This is a genomic window from Trabulsiella odontotermitis (assembly GCF_001188485.1).
GTDB classification, from domain to species: domain Bacteria; phylum Pseudomonadota; class Gammaproteobacteria; order Enterobacterales; family Enterobacteriaceae; genus Trabulsiella; species Trabulsiella odontotermitis_A.
On sequence record NZ_JNGH01000022.1, the window covers coordinates 1 to 219 of the forward strand.

Here is a 219-nt window from a genome sequence, read left to right on the forward strand (position 1 = left end):
GAACTGTGCTGGTCAGGGAAATACAGCGCGTGGGGGAACGTGAGCCGGCAGAATGTGCGCGATCTCCGGGAAAGTGCATACCGGGAAGTGCATCAGCCGCTGCGTTACCCGGGACAATACTGTGACAGGGAAACCGGGCTGCACTACAATACTTACCGGTATTATGATCCGGAATGCGGGCGGTTCACGACCCAGGACCCGATAGGGCTGGCGGGGGGA

Annotated in this window: 1 protein-coding gene; it reads left to right on the forward strand. The window is 59.8% G+C overall.

Annotated elements, in window-relative coordinates; all coding sequences use genetic code 11:
* Nucleotides 1-219: RHS repeat-associated core domain-containing protein (locus GM30_RS23495; protein WP_162212967.1), on the forward strand; the 219-nt coding region annotated here is incomplete at both ends.